Annotated in this window: 14 protein-coding genes; 8 read left to right on the top strand and 6 right to left on the bottom strand. The window is 57.5% G+C overall.

Annotated elements, in window-relative coordinates; translation table 11 throughout:
• The first annotated feature begins 24 nt into the window (after window positions 1-24).
• Window positions 25-939 (top strand): dihydrodipicolinate synthase family protein, encoded by a 915-nt coding sequence (locus HNQ64_RS09910; RefSeq protein ID WP_184208014.1) that lies wholly within the window; start codon window positions 25-27, stop codon window positions 937-939.
• Window positions 940-1,139: 200 nt separating this feature from the next.
• On the opposite strand, the gene HNQ64_RS09915 is transcribed toward HNQ64_RS09910, so the two are convergent.
• A complete protein-coding gene (locus tag HNQ64_RS09915) occupies window positions 1,140-2,285 on the bottom strand; it encodes an aminotransferase class V-fold PLP-dependent enzyme (protein WP_184208016.1) in 1,146 nt (381 codons plus the stop codon).
• Window positions 2,286-2,385: 100 nt separating this feature from the next.
• Here HNQ64_RS09915 and HNQ64_RS09920 point away from each other — a divergent pair, with 100 nt between their 5' ends.
• Window positions 2,386-3,822 (top strand): FAD-dependent oxidoreductase, encoded by a 1,437-nt coding sequence (locus tag HNQ64_RS09920; protein ID WP_184208018.1) that lies wholly within the window; start codon window positions 2,386-2,388, stop codon window positions 3,820-3,822.
• A 46-nt stretch (window positions 3,823-3,868) separates the two neighbouring features.
• Here the strand turns inward: HNQ64_RS09920 and HNQ64_RS09925 are convergent, their stop codons facing one another.
• Window positions 3,869-4,240, bottom strand: coding sequence for a VOC family protein (locus tag HNQ64_RS09925; RefSeq protein ID WP_184208020.1), 372 nt, complete (start codon window positions 4,238-4,240; stop codon window positions 3,869-3,871).
• A 113-nt stretch (window positions 4,241-4,353) separates the two neighbouring features.
• The gene (locus tag HNQ64_RS09930) at window positions 4,354-5,298 is read right to left on the bottom strand and encodes a helix-turn-helix transcriptional regulator (protein WP_184208022.1); all 945 of its coding nucleotides are present in this window, start codon (window positions 5,296-5,298) and stop codon (window positions 4,354-4,356) included.
• 184 nt (window positions 5,299-5,482) lie between these two features.
• On the opposite strand from HNQ64_RS09930, the gene HNQ64_RS09935 reads away from it, so the two are divergent.
• Together HNQ64_RS09935 and HNQ64_RS09940 are read left to right on the top strand one after the other, a co-directional pair.
• Window positions 5,483-6,928 carry an ATP-binding protein gene (locus tag HNQ64_RS09935; protein WP_184208024.1) on the top strand — a complete coding sequence of 482 codons (1,446 nt, stop codon included), beginning with the start codon at window positions 5,483-5,485 and terminating at the stop codon, window positions 6,926-6,928.
• Between the two features lie 64 nt (window positions 6,929-6,992).
• Window positions 6,993-8,426 (top strand): FAD-dependent oxidoreductase, encoded by a 1,434-nt coding sequence (locus HNQ64_RS09940; RefSeq protein WP_184208026.1) that lies wholly within the window; start codon window positions 6,993-6,995, stop codon window positions 8,424-8,426.
• A gap of 27 nt (window positions 8,427-8,453) precedes the next feature.
• Here HNQ64_RS09940 and HNQ64_RS09945 read toward each other — a convergent pair whose 3' ends face one another.
• Window positions 8,454-9,791, bottom strand: coding sequence for a DUF1552 domain-containing protein (locus tag HNQ64_RS09945; RefSeq protein WP_184208028.1), 1,338 nt, complete (start codon window positions 9,789-9,791; stop codon window positions 8,454-8,456).
• Window positions 9,792-9,885: 94 nt separating this feature from the next.
• On the opposite strand from HNQ64_RS09945, the gene HNQ64_RS09950 reads away from it, so the two are divergent.
• On the top strand, window positions 9,886-12,123 hold the full coding sequence (locus HNQ64_RS09950) for a heavy metal translocating P-type ATPase (protein ID WP_184208030.1): 2,238 nt from the start codon (window positions 9,886-9,888) through the stop codon (window positions 12,121-12,123).
• 141 nt (window positions 12,124-12,264) lie between these two features.
• On the opposite strand, the gene HNQ64_RS09955 is transcribed toward HNQ64_RS09950, so the two are convergent.
• Both HNQ64_RS09955 and HNQ64_RS09960 read right to left on the bottom strand, forming a co-directional pair.
• Complete coding sequence (locus HNQ64_RS09955; protein ID WP_184208032.1) at window positions 12,265-12,912, bottom strand: transposase; 648 nt, start codon at window positions 12,910-12,912, stop codon at window positions 12,265-12,267.
• Between the two features lie 121 nt (window positions 12,913-13,033).
• Window positions 13,034-13,588, bottom strand: coding sequence for a YqgE/AlgH family protein (locus tag HNQ64_RS09960; protein WP_184208034.1), 555 nt, complete (start codon window positions 13,586-13,588; stop codon window positions 13,034-13,036).
• Window positions 13,589-13,795: 207 nt separating this feature from the next.
• Between HNQ64_RS09960 and HNQ64_RS09965 the strand changes: the two genes are divergently transcribed.
• From HNQ64_RS09965 to HNQ64_RS09975, 3 genes are read left to right on the top strand one after another with little or no spacing between them, the layout of a single operon-like run.
• Window positions 13,796-15,277 (top strand): ArnT family glycosyltransferase, encoded by a 1,482-nt coding sequence (locus tag HNQ64_RS09965; RefSeq protein WP_184208036.1) that lies wholly within the window; start codon window positions 13,796-13,798, stop codon window positions 15,275-15,277.
• On the top strand, window positions 15,277-15,885 hold the full coding sequence (locus HNQ64_RS09970; protein WP_184208039.1) for a phosphatase PAP2 family protein: 609 nt from the start codon (window positions 15,277-15,279) through the stop codon (window positions 15,883-15,885). The genes HNQ64_RS09965 and HNQ64_RS09970 overlap by 1 nt, the downstream gene beginning before the upstream one ends.
• A gap of 46 nt (window positions 15,886-15,931) precedes the next feature.
• On the top strand, window positions 15,932-16,702 hold the full coding sequence (locus HNQ64_RS09975; RefSeq protein ID WP_184208041.1) for a 3-keto-disaccharide hydrolase: 771 nt from the start codon (window positions 15,932-15,934) through the stop codon (window positions 16,700-16,702).
• The last annotated feature ends 18 nt before the right edge of the window (window positions 16,703-16,720 follow it).

Here is a 16,720-nt window from a genome sequence, read left to right on the forward strand (position 1 = left end):
CACCTCTTTCCTGCGCGACACTTCATGAAGACCACGCCTGTCACCACCGCCGACCTCCGCAGCTCCGTCATCGCCGTCCCGCCGCTGTGCCGGAATGCGGACCTCAGCCTCAGCCGTGAGGAGAACAAAAAGCTGATCGATCACATGTATGCGGGTGGCATCCGCACCCTGCTTTATGGTGGCAATGCGAATCTCTACAACATCGCCATCTCCGAATACGATGCGCTGCTGACCATACTCGCAGATCTGGCCCCAGACGATCTCTGGATGGTGCCCAGCATCGGGCCGATGTACGGCACCGCGATGGACCAGGCAGCCATCCTGAAGGATCACAAATTCCCGACAGCCATGCTGCTGCCGACGCTTTTCCCTTCCAAGCCTGCGGGTGTGGCCACGGCCATCCGTCATCTGGTGGAAAAAGCGGGCATGAAGTTGGTGCTCTACATCAAGGATGAATCCTACATCACCCCCGAGCATGCGGCAGAGCTCGTCAATGACGGCCTCATTTCCTGGATTAAATACGCCGTGGTGAAGCCGAACCCGGCCGATGACCTCTACCTTACCAAGCTGGTCTCCCTGGTGAACCCGGACCTCATCGTCAGCGGTATTGGCGAGCAGCCTGCCATCATTCACCTGCGCGATTTCGGCATCACGGGCTTCACCGCAGGCTGCGTCTGCGTCGCCCCTCGCCTGAGCATGGACCTCCTTCGTGCCATTGACGCTAAGGACTACGATCGCGCGGAGCAGATTCGCGAGATCTTCCTGCCATTGGAAGATCAGCGCAATGCCCATAGTCCGATCTTAGTCCTTCATCACGCTGTTGCCCTCGCTGGCATCGCTAAAACCGGCCCTGTCCTGCCTTTGCTCACCGAGCTGCCTGATGAACTTCTTCCAGGCATCGAGAAAGCTGCGAAGGACCTGTTGGTCAACGCGGCGTGAGGTGATGCAGGCACTCTTGCCTGCAGGTCTCCGAATATCGCAACATCCTTGGTCCTGACCAGCCCTGCGACTCCGAGTGGGCCATCTTCCTGATGGTCCACTTTCGTTTGGTACCTTACTTATGCCATTATGTTCATCGCTCGTTAGGCCGGGTCATTCGAGATTTAATGCTCCATAATGTGCAGGCAAGAGTGCCTGCGTCACTTGGGCCTGCCACCTGCATCCAGCTCCGCACCCACTTCTGCAAAGCCTACGGCGAGAGATTGCCAGTCCTCCGCCGAGGTGTCGGGACCGCTGCTGATCCGAACGACTCGCTTCAGCTCCTCCCAACTGGCCCCGAGCGCCTGGACGACGACGGAGGATCCCTCTTTGCCGGAGCTACAAGCGGAGCCGGTGGAGATGGCAAAACCGCGCCGGGTGAGTCGGGTGAGCCATTTGAGATTGTCATGTCGCGGCATCACCAACAACGATGTGTTGCTGAGGCGAGGGGCTTTTTCCGAAATCACGCGCAATCCGGGAAAGGTGCTTTCCATCTCGACTTCGAAGGCATTCCGGTGCTGTCTTTGAGTCTCTTGAGCGGCTTCGATGTTTTCAGTCGCGGATTCCAGGGCTGCTACCATGGCGGCGATGGCGGGATAGTTTTCGGTCCCAGCCCGGCGGCTATTTTCCTGGGGGCCGCCGTGCAGGAGGGGGAAGCTCTCTTCGGCATCGGCCAGGATGAGAAAGCCGATGCCTTTAGGCCCACCAAATTTATGAGCGCTGCCGGTGAGGTAGTCGCAAGTGCCGAGCTGGTCGGCAGGCTGCTTGCCGATCCATTGCGCAGCATCGCTGTGGAAACGTGCACCGGATTCGCGGCAGATTTTCAGCAGTTCCTCCCAGGGCTGCAGCACGCCGCTTTCATTGTTGGCCGCCATGAGGGAGACCAGGGCAGGGGAATGCTGCTGGAGAATGCCTTGCAACACTTCTGGTTGGACCACACCTTGGTCATTCACGGGAATTTCGATCACGCGCCCTCGCCCCAGCCAGGCGCGCGCGGCTTCACGAACGCTGGGGTGCTCAATGGCAGAAATGGCCACGACCCCATCCGCAGGCAGGCATTTCGAAAGCCCGGCAAACAACGTATTGTTAGACTCGGTCGCGCCGGAGGTGAAGACCACGCGCTCAGGTTCCACGCCCAGGAGATCGGCGAATTGCTCCCGCGCTGCTTCCAGGGCCTGACTGGTGAGGCCCGCCTCACGATAAAGACTGGAGGCATTGTGCCAATGTTGATCGCTGGCACGTAGCCAGGCCGCGCGGGCCGCAGGAGACAGGGGCGTGGTGGCGTTGTGGTCGAAGTAAGCGGGCACGGTGGGTGTGTTGCATTTCTACACAGGGAATGCTGGGGCTGCCAAATGGGAAAACCTTTGGTAAAACGGAGGTGCATGGCAGCGTTTGTCATATCCTGCCATGTCTGACCTCAATTCCTCCTCCGATTTTAAACGTCGCGCCTTTCTTCGTGCTGCCCTCTCGGGTGCCATCCTGCCGACTGGGCTGACACTGGCCGCAGAGGAGGTGGATGCCAAGCCGGGCGTTTTCCAGGAGCCCGCGCACGAACTACCTCTGGTGCAGGATGCGGATGTCATCGTTTGTGGTGCGGGGCCCGCGGGAGTCACCGCTGCCATCACTGCTGCCCGTGCAGGGGCGCGGGTGCGTTTGTTTGAATGGCGTGGCTGCCTGGGCGGTGTGTGGACAGCGGGGTTGCTGGGGTATTTTCTCGACTTTAACAAACCTGGTTTCGCTAAGGAACTGCGAGATCAACTGGATGCGCGAGGAGCCCGGGCAAACTCCACCAGCACTTCCCGGTTTTGTTATGATCCTGAGGCTTTGAAGCAGTTGCTGGAGGAGCTTTGTGTCGAGGCGGGCGTGAAATTCCAACTTCACACGCGCGTGGCCGCTGCATTTAAAGAAGGTCGCCGCTTAACCACGATTGTGACAGAGTCAAAATCTGGCCGCCAGGCCTGGACCGCCCCCGTTTTCATTGATGCCACGGGCGATGGTGACCTGGGCGCGCAGGCCGGTTGCCAATTTGAAATCGGGGAGGCCAAAGAGTGTCCCTGCCAGCCCATGTCGCTGAATGCACTGCTGATGGTGAAGGATGTCGAGCAACTGCGTGAGTTTGTCCGCTTTGGCGTGCCGAAGCCCGGTGAGAATAAAGATGCGGACAAGAAAAAGCTCATCAAGGACACCATCGCTAGCACCGGGCATTTCCCTTCGTATGCAGGGGCCACACTCTGGCATGTTCACGGCAATCTCGTGTTTGCCATGTTTAATCATGAGTATGGCATCAAACCCTGGGATGCTGCGGAGATCACCGCAGCGACCGTGCGGGCTCGCGCGGAGATGCACAAAATGATCAACGGACTGCGCAGCCTCGGGGGCGCATGGGAGGGGCTTCAAATCGTGGCCACGGCGGAACAGATCGGCGTGCGCGATGGCCGCCGAATTGTGGGTCGTTATGTGGTAAAGCAGGACGACTTGGTCGTGGGTGCCCGCCATGAAGATGGTGTCACCCGGGCCACCTTTAGCGTGGATGTCCATGCCACCACGGCAGATCACAACAAGAAGGCCCCCATTCATGCTACCAAAATCAAAGTGAAGCCCTATGACATTCCCCTGCGCGCCATGATCGCTGCCGATGTGGACGGCCTCATGATGGCAGGGCGCTGCATCAGTGGTGACTTCATTTCGCATTCCAGCTACCGAGTGACCGGCAATGCCGTGGGCATGGGCGAAGGAGCAGGCGTGGTGGCCGCTCTGGCCGCCAAGTCAAAGCGCCTGCCTCATGAGGTGACGTGGAGTGAAGGGGAGCAAAAACTAGTCGCCATGGGCCAACGGGCTTCATAAGAATTTGTGCGGCCTGAAGTCAGATACCTCAGGCCGCTAAATATCCTCAGACCATGCTGTGCAGTCCCACCACATTGCCTTCGGTGTCCTCAAGGATGCCGATGAAACCGTGAGGTGGGATGGCAAAACGGTCGCGGATCACTTTGCCTCCGGCCACTGGGATGCGGGAAAGGACGGCATCCAGATCGCCCTCGACATTGAGGTAAACCATGGAGCCACCGGGGCCTGGGTTGCAGCCTTCCATTTTGGTCAGGGCACCGCCGATGCCCTGCATGTTGTCATAGGGAAAGATGGCCATTTCGCAGCAATCCATGCCGGAATCTTGGAGCTTGGCGTTCAGAATGGTTTCGTAAAAAGTGCGTGCGCGGCTGAGGTCGGTGACAAAGATTTCGAACCAGTTGATGGCGTTGTTTTTCATGGTGTGTGTATAGGATTGAAGTTCATGCCTGCTGTTGATGCAGGACACACGCATGAAAGCAGGGGGGACTGACAACCCTATGTCAGCAGTGATTTCGAAAGACTGAAAAAACTTCAGGCATGAAGGGCTGCCATCTGCAACGCCGCTTCACGCATCCGTTGCCGCATCGCGGGCGGATGCTCCACCACTGCCTGCGGGCCCAGGCTCATGAGCCAGCCGATCAGCCATTCCTGAGACCAGGCAAGCAGTTCGATCCGCGTCCGTCCATCGGGCTGCACTTGCTCTGGGGCACAGGTGCAGGGCATCTCACGACGAACTCGATCCATGATGGCGGGGCCGAAAAGAACGGTGGTCGGTACGATTTCGTGCGCATCCAGATTTTCAGCCAGAAAGGTCTTCACTGAAAAGCCTTCGTGCCCTTGAAAACCTTCGGTCAGGACTTCCCAGCGCACGATTCGGTCTAACCGGAAGTCGCGAAATTCACTGCGCAGACGGCAGTAGGCGATGAGGTGCCATTCCCGTGCATAAAACATCATCCCTAGAGGCTCCACCGTGCGGCTGGTGATATCCCCGCGTCCTCCTGCATTGTACGCCAGGCTTACACAGCGGCGTTGAATCACCGCATGTTGCAGAGGCATGATGGAGCGCTGCTCCTCGTCCTTGCGCGGTGAGGAGAGCCAAACACCCACGGCATTCTTGAGCCGATTCAGTTGGTCTTGACGCTCTTTCGGCAGGACCGCCCGGATCTTGAGCAGGGCCGACCTCAGGGCACCGCGCAGGGAATCATCCGCCACTTGCTCTGTTACTTCACCGCTCATGAAGAGGGCGCTGGCTTCATGCTCCGTGAACATCACCGGAGGCATGTGATAACCGCGCATGAGGCTGTAGCCCACTCCTGCTTCTGCCACGATGGGCACCCCAGCTTCTCCCAGTGCCGCAAGGTCTCGATACACTGTGCGCACGCTCATCTCATAATGTTCAGCAATCTGCTCCGCCGTGATGACGCGGTGGCTTTGCAGCAGCAGGATCATGCCCGTGAGGCGGTCAATGCGATTCATGGAGTGGGGAGACGAGCCCTAAAACTGGTCGCAGATTTTTAATCGCACAAGAAACGAATGCAGTCATAAAACGACATTTATAACAAGTGACAAGATCAGTATATTACTCAATTCAATAATTATTGAAGAAAGTGAGCTGAGAATGAGATCTTGAATAAGTGACAAAGTGAGTATATTACAAATTATGTCACTTGAAGAATATCCGACGCTGGACCGCCCGGTTTTTGTGAATCGTCAGGAGGAGATTGGTTTGTTGGATGCCTTTCGCCGTAAGGCTGGCGCGCAGTTCATGGTGGTTTATGGGCGGCGCCGTATCGGTAAAACTGCGTTAATCACTCACTGGATGTCAGGGCGTCCACGGACAAAAATTCGTGGTTTTTACTGGGTGGCACATCGCAGCACGCCGGAGATCCTGCTGCGAAGTTTTTCCGAAGCCCTGGCTTCTTGCTTGGAGGCCGAGATTGCCGCGAGGCTTAGCTTTGCCACTTGGGAAGATGCCTTTAAGCAAATGTTCGCCCTAGCTAAAACGGAGGCTTTGGTGGCGGGGATTGATGAGTTTCCCTACCTTCTGGAAAGCGTTCCGGGCCTCGCTTCATTGCTGCAGAAAATCTGGGATGGCCATAAACAAGGCTCCCAACTCAAGCTGATTTTGTGCGGCTCCCAGTATCACATGATGCATGAGCAGTTCTTCACGCCGAAGCAGCCGCTCTACGGTCGTGCCACGGCTTCGCTGTTGTTGGATGAGGTTTCTCCCACTCACCTTAGTCAATTCCTGCCGCATTACAGTGCCCCCCAGATTGTCGAAACCTACAGCGTGCTGGGCGGGGTGCCAAAGTACCTGGAGATGTGGGATGACCGCTCACCCGTGCTGACCAACATTCGTGAATTGCTGCTGTCTCCGGCTACCTTGTTCAGGCATGAGGCCTTGTTCTTGATTCATGATGAAATCGCCGAGCCGCGTACTTATTTGGGCTTGCTGGAGGCCATTGGCGGCGGGTTGCGCACACCTGTGACCATTGCCAAAATTACAGGGTTGCCAATCACGCATGTGGGCAAATACCTGCATCATCTCCTGGCTCTCAAACTGGTACGCCGGGTGCAGTCAGCCGAAGCTCCGAATGTGGCACAGACTCGCCTCAGCAGATATGAGATCCGCGATCCCTTCATGCGTTTTCATTTTGAATTCATTCATCCGCATCCAGATCTGGTGGAGAGAAATCGAATGACGGAACACATGGAGAAGATCACCTCCCGCTTTGATGCCTACGTGGGTAAAACGGGTTACGAAGAGCTGGCACGACGTCACTTGGAGTCTCTGGGTCTGGTCGGCAAACTGCCGTTCAAACCGGACGCCGTGGGGCGTGCCTGGACTCCGCGTGCTGAGGTGGACGTCTTTGCCATCAGCCGTAAATCGCAAGCGGCCTTGTTTGGCGAGTGTCGCTGGAACTCTCGTAAAATGGACGTGTCCGTGCTTACCGAATTGCAGACCAAAGCGGAGAGCTTTCCCCGCCTCAAAAAGTGGAAGAAGCACTTTGCCTTGTTCTCAAAATCTGGTTTTACCGCAGAGCTGACACGAGTTGCCAAAAAAGAAAGAATCCTTCTTTGCGAAGGGCCTCTGGTCTCCATGTAAAGTCTTCCTTTTGCCCTCAATCGTTCTTGGCAAGAGGCCTCATTTTGGCTCAGTATTCATTACCATGCCTGCCAAAACCGATCTCAATCGCCGCCACTTTTTTCAAACAGCTCTGGGAGGTGCCCTTGCGGCTCCCTCACTGGTTCAGGCTGCTGCGGGAACACCGGCGGACCCTTCACGCTATGCGGAGCCAGGGCATGACTTGGCTTGTGTGCAGGATGCGGATGTCATCGTCTGCGGCGCTGGGCCAGCAGGCGTGGCAGCGGCCATCACGGCGGCGCGTGCAGGCGCAAAGGTGCGTTTGTTTGAGGTGCATGGTTGCTTGGGCGGTGTGTGGACCGCAGGACTGCTGACCTGGATCTTTGACTTCGATAAACCGGGGCTCACTCGTGAGATCATCGCCAAACTGGATGAACGTGGTGCCCGACGTGGCAGCGACAACGGGCGTTTCGTGTATGAGCCCGATGAAATGAAGCTGCTGCTAGAGGATCTCTGCGTGGAGGCCGGGGTGAAATTTCGACTGCACACCCGCGCCGTGGCCGCTTACAAGGAAGGCAAACGCCTCACCACCGTCATCACGGAATCTGCCTCCGGCCGCGAGGCTTGGCGCGCCCCCGTTTTTATTGATACTACCGGCGATGGGGTGCTCGGTGCCCTGGCTGGATGCTCCTGGGACCTCGGAAATATGGGGCAGGACAAATCCAGCCAGTGCCTGTGCCAGCCTCTCACCATGAATGCTCTGGCGGTGGTGAAGGATGTCACGCAGATGCAGAAGTACATCTCCTTTTATGAAGGCGATCTGAAGTGGCATGTGGAGGCGACGAAGAACTTCAAAGCGGACATCCAAAAAGCAGGCATAGATCCCTCCTACGGAATGCCCACCCTTTTTCATGTGCGGGACAATGTGGTGCTCATCATGGCTAACCATGAGTATGGCATTCGCCCTGATGATGCCGATGCCCTCACCGCAGCCACGGTTCGTGCTCGCAAAGAGATCTTTGCCATCACCCGTGCCCTGCGGAAATTGGGCGGTGTCTGGGAGGGGTTCCAGATTATCGCCTCGGCAGAGCAGATCGGCGTGCGGGATGGCAAACGCATCCATGGCCGCTACACGGTGGTGAAGGATGACCTCGTCAACGGAGCGCGTCACGAAGACGGTGTTGCCCGTGTGACCTTTGGCGTGGACATCCATGCGAAGTCCAAGAAGGACAATGACCAGCTTACCATTGAGCGAGGTGGCGTGACGAAATTTACCCCCTATGACATCCCTTTGCGTGCGCTCATTGCCAAGGATGTGGACGGTCTCATGATGGCAGGCCGCTGCATCAGTGGCGACTTCGTGGCCCACGCCAGCTACCGTGTGACAGGCAATGCTGTCGCCATGGGAGAAGCCGCTGGCGTCACCGCCGCGATTGCCGCCACCTCCAAGCGCCTGCCCCACGAGGTAGCCTGGAAGGAGGCCGAAGAGAAACTGACCAGTCTCAGGCCGCAGGCTTAACGCGCAGGTCAGATAAAGCTGCCTAGATTACACGAGATCAGGCAGCGGATTATCTGCATCTCCAAAATGCGCAGTCTTCACGCCCATGCGTTCCATCATGGCTAGATGCAGGCGGCAGAGCTTGCGGTTTGGGTCCTTGCTGTAGTCGAAATAACGGCCACCACGCAGGGTGCCGCCGCCACCACCGGCGAGGAGGAGGGGGAGCTGGGTTGAGTCATGGGCATTGCCATCGTAGAGGCTGGAGGTCAGCATGATCATGCTATTATCCAGCAGAGTTCGTTCGCCTTCGTTGGTCGCTTCCATCTTCTGCAGGGCCTCGGACCATACCTTCACCATGTATTCATTGCCCTTTTGGTAGGAGGCCAGCCGGTCCGCATCATTGGCATGGTGAGACAACTCATGCTGGCCGCCTTTCACGCCTAGGAAGCCAAAGTTCATGTTGGAAAGGTCGTTCGTCAGCATGTTCGTCACCACGCGAGTGCGATCCATCTGGAAGGCCAGGACCATGATGTCCAGCATGAGTTTCACGTGCTCTTCCTGCTGCGCTGGGATGCCTGAGGCGGGACGGGCGAGCCAAGGCGTCTTCACGCTGGGCTGCCACCCACGGGTCGCTGCCTCAGCGGTGCTGAGTTTTTCAGAACGTGCGATGCGCTGCTCCAGATCCCGGACGGAGGTGAGGTATTCATCCAGCTTCTGGCCATCGCGGCGGCTCAGCTTACCCCGCAGGCTGCTGGCGTCTTGCATCACCAGATCCAGCACGCTCTTGTCACGGGCGCGTTTGCTACCGTCGTCAAAGAGTTGGTCAAAAGCCTGCTGAGGATAGATCTCCTTCGGTGCAGGTGTCGTGGGGCTGCTCCAGGAAAGGTAGGCCGAATAAAGGGAAGTGTAACCGCTGTCAGTGCTGTATTTAGGCCCTTCCGTGCCGATGGCAAGACTGGCCACAGGGGTCTGCTGGCCGATCTTGTTGGCGATGATTTGGTCCATGGTCAGGCCTACTTCCACATCCGTAGTCGTTTGCTTCACCTTCAAGCCTGAAAGAATATTCATCTTCGGGTAGTGGCCTCCGGGCCCAGTAACCGTCGAGGGATTCCACAGGCCTTTGAAGACCATGACCTTGTTTTTCACGGGCTCCAAAGGTTTCAGCGTTTGCAGAAACTCTAAACCTCCGGGTGTGTTGGACGCGCCCCAATGATGTGGGTTCACCCCGTTGCCAAAAAAGCAGATTCCCAGACGCCGAGGGGCCTGTGGTGTGCCTTTGACCACCGGAGCGCCAAAGGACGACACCGACTCAAACCACGGTAGGCCGAGCATGATGCCGGCACCACGCAGAAACTGACGGCGGGAAAACTGAGAGGAACTTTTCATTGGGGGGATTACAGATACTACGTCGCAAAAAGGCGCAAGTTTTCGGCCAATAAGACACATAGCAATACGCCCGATCCTGCGTATTTTCCAGCCCATGGCTGATTTGACATCGCAAGACACCTCCTGGACACACGCGCTGGCGGATTTCCTCCTCGATCAGCAAGGGGTGGAGGCCATTCGTCTGAATCCTGAAGAGCGCAGTGTTCAAATCGCCACGCTGGGGCAGGTCGATACCGCACTGCTCCAGGCGCAGCTCAATGAAGTGCTGCGAGCCCTGGATGCGGAAACGCGGCCTAGCTCTTCCAACGCAACGGTGAGCGGCCTCACGCTGACCCGTAAAGAAGGCGCACTAACTCTACAAAAACCGAGCTGCATCACGGCTCCGCGTTTTTGGAAATGGCGTGATTTCGAATGGCCTGCAGCCGAGGAAATCGAGCAACAAAGTGCGGAGGAATGGAAGGAGATGGCCGTTCAGGCTGCCATCTGCGGAGTGACGCTTGTGAGTGGATTGCTCGCAGAAAAGGTTTTTTCTTCGCCTGCTTGGTTGGTGCAAAGTTTGTTCGGCATCGCTCTCGTCAGTGGTGGCTGGGATGCGGCCAAGGATGCGTGGGAAAACCTCAAGGAAAAGCGCCTGGACGTTCACTTCCTCATGCTGGCTGTGGCAGCGGGCACGGTGGCTATCGGGGCCTGGGAGGAAGGGGCTCTGCTTTTGTTTCTTTTCTCCACTTCAGGTGCTTTAGAGCATTACGTTCTGCACCGCACCCATCGCGAGATTAATGCCCTTACGAAGGCGGCCCCGAAACATGCGCGTGTGATGCTGCCAGATGGCAAAACCGAAGAGCGTGCAGTTTCCGCTCTTCGAATTGGCGATGTCCTGCAAGTACGTCCGGCAGAGCTTTTCCCCGTGGATGGCACCATCACTCTGGGAGAGTCTGCGGCTGATGAATCTACCCTAACAGGCGAGGCGGTACCGATTGACAAAGGTGTCGGGGCCGAGGTCTTCGGCGGAACCCTGAATCTCTGGGGCCTCGTTCAGATGCGAGTGGACCGTCTTGCCACCCAGAGTGCGTTGGCGAAGATCATCACCATGATCCAGAACGCCCAGCATCTGCGGGCTCCGAGCCAGCGTTTCACAGATCGTTTTGGCACCAACTACACGCTGCTGACGCTCGCGACTGTGGCGACCATGTTCTTGGTCTGGTGGCTCGCCCTCGGCATCCTCCCATTTGAGAATACGGAGGTTTCGAAGTCAGCCTTTTATCGGGCCATGACACTCCTGGTCGTCATGAGTCCTTGTGCTCTCGTTCTCTCCATTCCCTCCGCCATTTTGGCGGCCATCGCTTGGGGGGCGCGGCGTGGTATTCTCTTTCGTGGTGGTGCTGCCATCGAAAAATTGGCCGAGGTGGATGTCATTGCCATGGATAAAACGGGTACGCTGACAGAAGGCAATTTGAAGGTAGCACTGGTGGAAAGCTTCCCTCCAGGGCATGAGACCGATGTGCTGCGTCTGTGCGTGACGCTGGATGCCAATTCAAATCACCCCATCGCCCACGCCATCACGCGTCATGCCAAAGAGCTGGGGATCGAACCCGGTGAGTTGCTGGAGTTTCAGTCCATTCCAGGGCAGGGGCTGCGTGGCCTAACCAAAGATGGCGTTACCTACGTGGGGCGGCGCGAATTGATGAATCAGGGGGACTTTGCCCGCTGGCTGAAGGACGTGCCAGATGCGCCTTTAGGCTTTTCCGAAGTCTGGGTGCTGAATGCCCAGACCATGGGCCGGATACTGCTGAAAGATGAAATTCGCAGCGGTAGCAAGGCTGTGCTCTCGGCCCTGGCTGCTGAAAACGTGCGCACCATCATGCTTACGGGAGATCGCCGGGCCGCTGCGGTGCAGGTGGCAGAGGAATTGGGCGTGGCGGATGTCCGCGCAGGATTGCACCCCGAAGATAAAGTGAAGGCCATCCGCGAGCTAACCCAGAAAGGTAAAAAAGTGGCCATGGTGGGAGATGGCGTGAACGATGCCCCCAGCCTCGCCGCGGCCTACGTCAGCATCGCCATGGGTGCGCGTGGCAGCGATGCCGCCTTGGAGCAGGCGGATGTCGTTCTCATGCAGGACAAGATTGAAAAACTTCTTTCCGCCCGTCACATCAGCCAGCAGGCCCGCCGCATCATCCGGCAAAATTTGGCCATCTCCCTGGGATCCGTCATCATCATGGCGGTGGCCTCCTTGTTTGGCCTCGTGCCTTTGACCCTGGGCGTGCTAACGCATGAGGGTAGCACGGTCGTCGTATGCCTGAATAGCCTGAGACTGCTCTTCGTTAAAGAACGTTAGGTCCAGGTGAAAGTGATGCGGGCACTCCTGCCTGCAATGCTTTGACGATGCACCTTTCCGTAAGGACCTCTCTCGGCCTTCGTTTTGCAGGCAGGAGTGCCCGCATCACTTTCCAGAATCCGGTGCCAGGAAAAGTGAACCTCACTCGTCTCGAATCGCCCATCTTTGTTCATAGAAATAAGTTCCTTCCGACAGACCTGCTTTGTTGGGATTAGCTGCCAGATAGCGCTGGAATTTCTTCAATGACTCCAAGCTTCGCACAATGTGGTCGAAAGACTCGTCCATCCATAGCACCCCAGACCTGCCGGTCATCTGGTTGATCCGTCTCGCACTCGCTCCTTTGGCAGGCCCCATCAACTTCGAGACCGGTGTTGGCGAAAGCGGTTTTAATAAAACATGCACATGGTTAGGCATGATCACCACATCGCCTAGATCATAGTGGCGACCATCATCGTGGTACAAGCTCGTCAGCACCTCTTTACGTAGATTTTCTGTGCGTAGATCACAAGCCCCATACCCAGCGTCCAGATACCTTTCCATTCGCATCGTAAAACGGCGGTGATATTCCTTTTCGGTCTCTTCGGACCAGGGCGGCGGATTTTGCTCCAACCATGCCGTGCGTGCCTGTTTCCACTGCTGCGCCACTTCCAAAGGCACTGCATCACCTAGTCGAAATGTCACGAAATAAATGGCTCCTGGTAAAGTCAGATGTGGGAGTCTCCTTCGTCGAGAAATCATGACAGCCTCCCAGTCAAAAGGTGTGAAGTCAGCTCGTGTAATGACCTTCATTCAGGCAAAAATAAGTGATGCGGGCACTCCTGCCTGCACTGCTTTGACGGCGCTCATTTCCCAAAGTGTTTTTCTTATCCCCTCGTTTTGCAAGTGGGAGTGCCCGCATCACTTAAAGACCTCAATTCAGATCCACCCGTTCCGGTGTGTTGGCCATCAGTTGATAAATAGGGCCCATCTCATCCAGCACAGCTCCCCACATGGCGGACGGTTGATCCACGGTGAGGATGACTTTTTTCGCCGGGGAGATGATCCAGGATTTGCGTTCGATTTCGCCTTCGATTTGGCCGCTCGACCAGCCAGAGTAACCCACAAAACCACGTACTTCATGCCCCATGCTCAGTTCATGGATGGCATCTGCTACGGATAGGTGGGTCTGGCAGCGGAGGATGCTCTTTTTCCGGTTCCATTGCAGGGAGGCAAAGGCCAGCTTGTCCGTGGCTACGGGCCCGCCGATGTAAACGGGCACTTGGCCGAGGGCACCTAGATTTTGGTCAGGTAGCAGGTCCGCCACCCGCTGGTCCAGAGGGCGGTTCAGCACGTAGCCAAAGGCCCCGTCTTCTTGATTGTGCGCGGCCACAAAGATGACCGTGCGTTTAAAATTGGGGTCCTGCATGGAGGGCACAGCCAGCAGCAGATTCCCGGTGAGGGGCGGCGCGTCGGGGGTGGTCGGCATGATATGGATTCTGACCGCACAGGTAGGGCCAACGTTGCACTTTTGCATCGAAATTCATCGGTTGTGGAACATGCCACATCTTGCCAGCGCCCATTCCCCGCCTAGCCTACCCTCTTGACCTCCTCGACCGACTCCTCCCCCGACGCTCTCTGGAGCCGCCGTTTTGCCTGGCTGCTGGCGTGCGTTTTCATGTTTCGCCTGGGTTTCATGCTTTTTTTCACCTCCCAGGCCGATCTGGCTGGCGATGAAGCTTACTACTGGGACTGGGGCCGCCGCTTGGACTGGGGTTATTTTAGCAAGCCGCCCATGATCGGCTGGCTTATGGGCCTCATCGGTCGCCTCACGGGCGATGCAGAGTGGGGCATTCGTCTAGCACCGCTGCTTTTCGGCACGGCCACCTTGGCCACCTTGTTCGTGCTGAGTCGTCGCCTTTTTGGTGCAGCCACCGCTTTCCTGGCTGCGCTCCTCATCCTATTTACTCCCGGGAACATCGGGCTGAATCTCTTCTTCACCATTGATGCCCCCCTCTTGTTTTTCTGGTCGCTGGCGCTGCTGCTCTTCTGGCTAGCCCTGGAGAAACCCACCTGCCTCTGGCGCTGGGCGGGTCTCACGCTGACCATCGGCCTGGGCACCTTGAGCAAGCAGATGATGCTCGTTTTCCCTCTGCTCATGGTCGTCTTCGCCATCGTGTCCAGGCAGGACCGCGCCCTGCTGTGGAACCCCCGCCTCTGGCTCACCGTCATCATAGGTACCGGTTTTATCACCCCCGTGCTCTGGTGGAATACCCAGCATGACTGGATCACCCTGGAGCATACGAAGCACCACTTTCAGGGCGATAAGCTGGACTTGGTCGGCTGGCTCGGCCGTACCCTCCAGTATCCCACGCTGCAAACGCTCGTCTATTCTCCCTTCACCTTCGCGGGCCTGATGACCGTCCTATTCCTCGCGGTCAAGTCTTACCGGTCACTGGATCGCCGTTCCCATTACCTCTTGCTCTGCTCCGTGCCGGCGCTTCTAGCGATCTTGGCCCTGTCACTGCGCCAGGAGATCAATCCCAACTGGCCTGCGGTCTTTTATGTGCCCGCTTTCATCCTGCTGGCTGCCTGGGTGAATGGGAAGCTGCCCTTCACGGCTCACCCTTTTTGGAAAACTTGGCCCCTGCGTCTTGGCATCGCCTTTTTTGTCCTCGCTCACCTTGCTGTGGGCGTCGTCTTGCTCACGGATCTGAAAGGGAGTAAGAAGCTGAAAAAATTCCATGAGATGTGCGGCTGGACAGAAACAGGCCGTCAGGCTGGAGCCTTCCTGGATCGCGTCCCACGCCCGCAAAACACCTTCGTTCTCACCAGCAATCTGCGGACGGATGCCGCCCAGCTCGCCTTCACCATGCCGCAGCACCCACGCGTCTATCGGTGGGAGCGCTCCGGCCAGGTCCTGTCCCAGTATGAAGTCTGGCCCGGGCCCGAGGAGCGCCTGGGGGACGATGCCCTCATCTTCCAAAATGGTCGCGAAAAACCCGGCAATGTCTTCCCTGCCATCTCCAGTTGCTTTGAAAAAGTCGAGTTCCTCGGCCAAGTGAACGTCACCCTGGGCAAGGGCGAGCCCCGCATCCTCGATGTATTCCTTGGCCACAAACTTCACCAGTGGGTGAAGCCTGGCAAAGCCCCCGTTCCTGCCATTCCCGCCCCCTGATGTTCCCCTGGGATCTCCAGCTTCTGCAGCGCATCAATCTCCACTGGACCCATCCAGTGCTGGATTGGCTGATGCCCGCTGTTTCCGCCATCAATGCCTGGATTCCTCTCCTCGCCATCGTGGCGCTACTGGTTCTCTGGCGTGGTGGGAAACAGGGCCGCTGGCTGCTGCTGTGCATCGCTTTGGCCATCGGCATCGGCGATGGACTCGTCTCGAACACGCTTAAGAAAACGGTGGGCCGTGTCCGGCCTCGCGATGCTGTCGAGGGCCTCATTGTCCGTGACCTGGCCCCTGGCAAACCGGATATCCTGCGGCTGTTCAAAGCACCCGAGCAGCACCCGAGCAAACCGCGCTCGGAGACCCGAGGCAAGTCCTTCCCCAGCAGCCACACCGTCAATATGTTTGCCCTCGCCACCGTGGTCGCGCTTTTCCATCGCCGCTGGGGCATCCTTCTGTATGGGCTGGCTGCCCTGGTGGCCTATTCCCGCCTCTACGTCGCCGCCCATTGGCCCTCGGATATTCCGCCATCCATGGCCCTCGGCGTACTAGTAGGACTCAGCACCGTGTGGGCTGTCCGCGCCATTCAGGAGCGCTTTCGCCTCGCCTAAGTTCCCTTGAATTTCAGGACTCTGAACAGCGTTGGTAAAGGCAGCCATGTTCAAAAGCACTTTCTCCGCCTGTCTCCTCATCGCCCTCGCCACAGCCCTCCATGCTGAAGACAAGCCCATCGGCCTCGGGGCCAAACCCATCGAAGGGGCCGAGGTCATCCTCGATGGCAGCCGCGAAACTTTGGACAGCAAATGGACCTACTGGAAAGGTCCCCGTTTTGCCTCAGCCCTGCCCATCAAGTGGAAGGTCGTCGAAGATCCCGTCAATGGCGGCACCTGCATCATGACCGATGATCGCGCGGCCGATGGTGGCAAATACGGCGCGGCAGACATCGTCACGAACAAAGCCTATCGCGACTTCCGTCTGCACATTGAGTTCCTCGTCATGAACCCCCGTGGCAACAGCGGCGTCTATCTGCAAAACCGCTACGAAATCCAGATTCAGGAAGGCGACCGCACCAAGCACGGCATGGGCGCCGTGATCAATGAGACCGACTCGCCATACCACGCCTTCGCGGGCCTGGGCAAATGGAACGCCTACGACATCACCTTCCGCGCCGCCCGGTTCAAAGACGGCGTCCTGGTGGAAAAACCCCGCGTCTCCATGTACTTCAACGGCCAGAAAGTACACACCAATGTCGAGATCCAAAAAGTCTGGGGCGGCCCCAACTCCGGAGTGGATGGCGGCAACGACGGCGGCAAAGGCATCACCGATACCCCCCAAGGTTTAAAGCTCCAATGCGAAGGCCACGACGTCCGCTACCGCAACGCCTGGATCAAGGAACTGGACCTCGCGACTCCAGATACGGATTTCTAGATCTGGACGTTCCCTTGA

Source organism: Prosthecobacter dejongeii, from assembly GCF_014203045.1.
Lineage (GTDB): Bacteria > Verrucomicrobiota > Verrucomicrobiia > Verrucomicrobiales > Verrucomicrobiaceae > Prosthecobacter > Prosthecobacter dejongeii.